The organism is Streptomyces sp. NPDC054849, from assembly GCF_053610945.1.
In genome coordinates this window covers 1-3,252 of record NZ_JBSGZI010000190.1, presented here as the reverse complement: position 1 = coordinate 3,252, position 3,252 = coordinate 1, and the positions used below count along the sequence as shown (strand labels likewise).

Here is a 3,252-nt window from a genome sequence, read left to right as displayed (position 1 = left end):
CCCCCGGGCGCTCCCGCGGCGTGCGCGGCCGCCGCGCCGCGCACGCGGCCGGCGGGCCGTCCCGGCCGGTACCCCGCCCGGGCAACCACCGAGGCGGCGGGCGCGTCTCTTCCGGCGGGCCCCTTCCGCGCCGGGTCGACCGCGGCACACGGGGCGGGCTCGCCCGCGCAGGGCCGGCCGGCCGGACCGGACGACAACCGCACCACGGGGGAGGTCGCATGACCGGCACCGACCAGCACGCCGTCGTCGTGGGCGGCGGCCTCGCCGGGGTCACGACCGCCCTCGAACTCGCCGGCGCCGGTCTGCGGGTCACGCTGCTGGAAGGCCGCCCCCGGCTCGGCGGGCTCGCCTTCTCCTTCAAGCGCGGTGACCTCGACGTCGACAACGGCCAGCACGTCTACCTGCGGTGCTGCACCGCCTACCGGTGGTTCCTCGACCGGGTCGACGGCGCCGCCCTCGCGCCCCTGCAGGACCGGCTCGACGTACCCGTCCTCGACGTCGCCCACCCCGGCGGCCCGCGCCTGGGACGGCTGCGCCGCAGCGCCCTGCCCGTGCCCCTGCACCTGGCCGGATCGCTGGCCCGCTACCCGCACCTCTCCCTCGCCGAGCGCGCGAGCGTCGGCCGCGCCGCCCTCGCGCTGCGCCGTCTCGACCCCGCCGACCCGGCGCTGGACGGCCTGGACTTCGCGACCTGGCTCGGCCGCTACGGTCAGTCCGCCCGTACGATCGAGGCCCTCTGGGACCTCGTCGGCATCGCCACCCTCAACGCCACCGCCGAGCAGTCCTCGCTGGGCCTGGCCGCGATGGTGTTCAAGACCGGCCTGCTCTCCGAGAAGGGCGCGGCCGACATCGGCTGGGCCCGGGTACCGCTCGGAGAGCTGCACGACACCCTCGCCCGCAAGGCCCTCGACGCCGCCGGTGTACGGACCGAACTGCGCACCCGGGTCACGGCCGTCTCCCGCACCCCCGAAGGCGCCTGGCGGGTCGACACCGAGGACGAGTCCATGGAGGCGGGCACCGTCGTCCTCGCCGTCCCGCAGCGCGAGGCGCACGGACTGCTCCCGGCCGGAGCCCTCGCCGACCCCGACAAGCTCCTCGACATCGCCACCGCGCCGATCCTCAACGTCCACGTCGTCTACGACCGCAAGGTGCTCAAGCAGCCCTTCTTCGCCGCCCTCGGCTCCCCGGTGCAGTGGGTCTTCGACCGTACCGACTCTTCCGGACTTCCCGACGGCGGCCAGTACCTGGCGCTGTCCCAGTCCGTCGCCCAGGACGACATCGACGAGCCCGTCTCGGTCCTGCGCGGCAAGTACCTGCCCGAGCTGGAGCGGCTGCTGCCCGCCGCGCGAGGCGCAAAGGTACGGGACTTCTTCGTCACCCGGGAGCGGACGGCCACCTTCGCCCCCACCCCCGGCGTCGGCCGGCTGCGCCCCGGGGCGCGCACCGACACGCCGGGGCTCTACCTGGCCGGTGCGTGGACTGCCACCGGTTGGCCCGCGACCATGGAGAGCGCCGTCCGGAGCGGCCTGAGCGCGGCGCACGCCGCACTCGCCGCGCTCGGCCGCCCCCGCGAACACCCTCTGCAGGAGGCGGCATGACGAGCACCATCAGCAGCACCGGCACCACCGGCACCACCGGCACCACCGGCACCACCGGCAGCACCGGCACCACCGGCACCACCGGCACAACACGTACAGGAACAAGAGGAGAGCCAGTGAACCCGGGGAATCCGGCTGTCGAGAACACGGATGCCAGTGTGGGCACAGCCGGAAGGGGCGTGGAGAAGGCCGACACGATCGCCCTCCTGGAGCGCGGCCGTACGCTGTCGACCCCCGCGCTCCGCGCCGCCGTGGACCGGCTCGCGGCGCCCATGGACACCGTCGCCGCCTACCACTTCGGCTGGATCGACGCCCAGGGCAACGAGGCCGACGGCGACGGCGGCAAGGCCGTGCGCCCCGCCCTCGCACTGCTCTCCGCCGAGGCCGCGGGCGCCGCGGCCGAAGTCGGCATCCCCGGCGCCGTCGCGGTCGAGCTCGTGCACAACTTCTCGCTGCTGCACGACGACCTCATGGACGGCGACGAGCAGCGCCGCCACCGCGACACCGTGTGGAAGGTGCACGGACCGGCCCTCGCGATCCTGGTCGGCGACGCCCTCTTCGCCCTCGCCAACGAAGTGCTGCTGGAGCTCGGCACCGTCGAGGCGGGCCGCGCGACCCGCCGGCTGACCACCGCCAGCCGCAAGCTCATCGACGGCCAGGCGCAGGACATCTCCTACGAGCACCGCGAGCGCGTCAGCGTCGAGGAGTGCCTGGAGATGGAGGGCAACAAGACCGGCGCCCTGCTCGCCTGCGCGGTCTCCATCGGCGCGGTGCTCGGCGGCGCGGACGACCGTACGGCCGACAAGCTGGAGGAGTACGGCTACCACCTGGGACTCGCCTTCCAGGCCGTCGACGACCTGCTCGGCATCTGGGGCGACCCGGAGGCCACCGGCAAGCAGACCTGGAGCGACCTGCGCCAGCGCAAGAAGTCCCTGCCGGTGGTCGCCGCGCTCGCGGCCGGCGGGCCCGCTTCCGAGCAGCTCGCCGAGCTGCTCGCCGCCGACGCCAAGAGCAGTGACTTCGAGAGCTTCTCGGAGGAGGAGTTCGCGGCCCGCGCGGCGCTCATCGAGACGGCCGGCGGCCGCCAGTGGACCGCCGACGAGGCGCGCCGCCAGCACGCCGTGGCGATCCGGGCCCTGGACGACGTCGACATGCCGCAGCGCGTGCGCGACCAGCTCGTGGCCCTCGCCGACTTCGTCGTCGTGCGCAAGAGGTGATCGCCACCCGACAGCGGATATGCATCGCGAGTCGCCGGCCGGTGCCCCCCCCTTATGGGTGGCGCGCACCGCCCGACGGCAGACCCCAGCACAGCAGAGGACACTGTTCTAAGGGGAAGCCATGACAGCGACGACCGACGGCAGCGCGGAGAGCGCTGGCGCTGGCAGCGAATCCACCCCGGGCGCTCCGCCGCCCGGTTCCGCCGGGGCGCTCGTCCCGCGGAGCGAATACGGGCTCCCGGGCGCGCCCGCCCCGGCCGCCGAAGCGGGGCCCTCGGTCCGGCCGGCCCCCGCCCCGCCCGGCCGGGGCGGCGCCGAACCGGCCGGGAGCGGCCGCGTCAGCGTCGGAACGCTCGCGGAGCCGCCCGGCGGCCCGCGGCCCCCCCCGCCCGTTAAGCGGGCAACCGCCGCGGTGAAGGCCCCGTTGGCCCCGCCGC

At 75.4% G+C, this 3,252-nt stretch carries 2 protein-coding genes and 1 pseudogene; all 3 read left to right on the top strand.

What is annotated here, in order from left to right; genetic code table 11:
* Window positions 1-222 (top strand): annotated as a pseudogene (locus ACWGIF_RS37785) (RNA polymerase sigma factor SigF); the annotation flags it as partial.
* Window positions 219-1,598 (top strand): hydroxysqualene dehydroxylase HpnE, encoded by a 1,380-nt coding sequence (hpnE, locus tag ACWGIF_RS37780; protein ID WP_453504378.1) that lies wholly within the window; start codon window positions 219-221, stop codon window positions 1,596-1,598. The pseudogene ACWGIF_RS37785 and the gene hpnE, both read left to right, overlap by 4 nt.
* A 116-nt stretch (window positions 1,599-1,714) precedes the next feature.
* The gene (locus tag ACWGIF_RS37775; protein ID WP_453504379.1) at window positions 1,715-2,815 is read left to right on the top strand and encodes a polyprenyl synthetase family protein; all 1,101 of its coding nucleotides are present in this window, start codon (window positions 1,715-1,717) and stop codon (window positions 2,813-2,815) included.
* The last annotated feature ends 437 nt before the right edge of the window (window positions 2,816-3,252 follow it).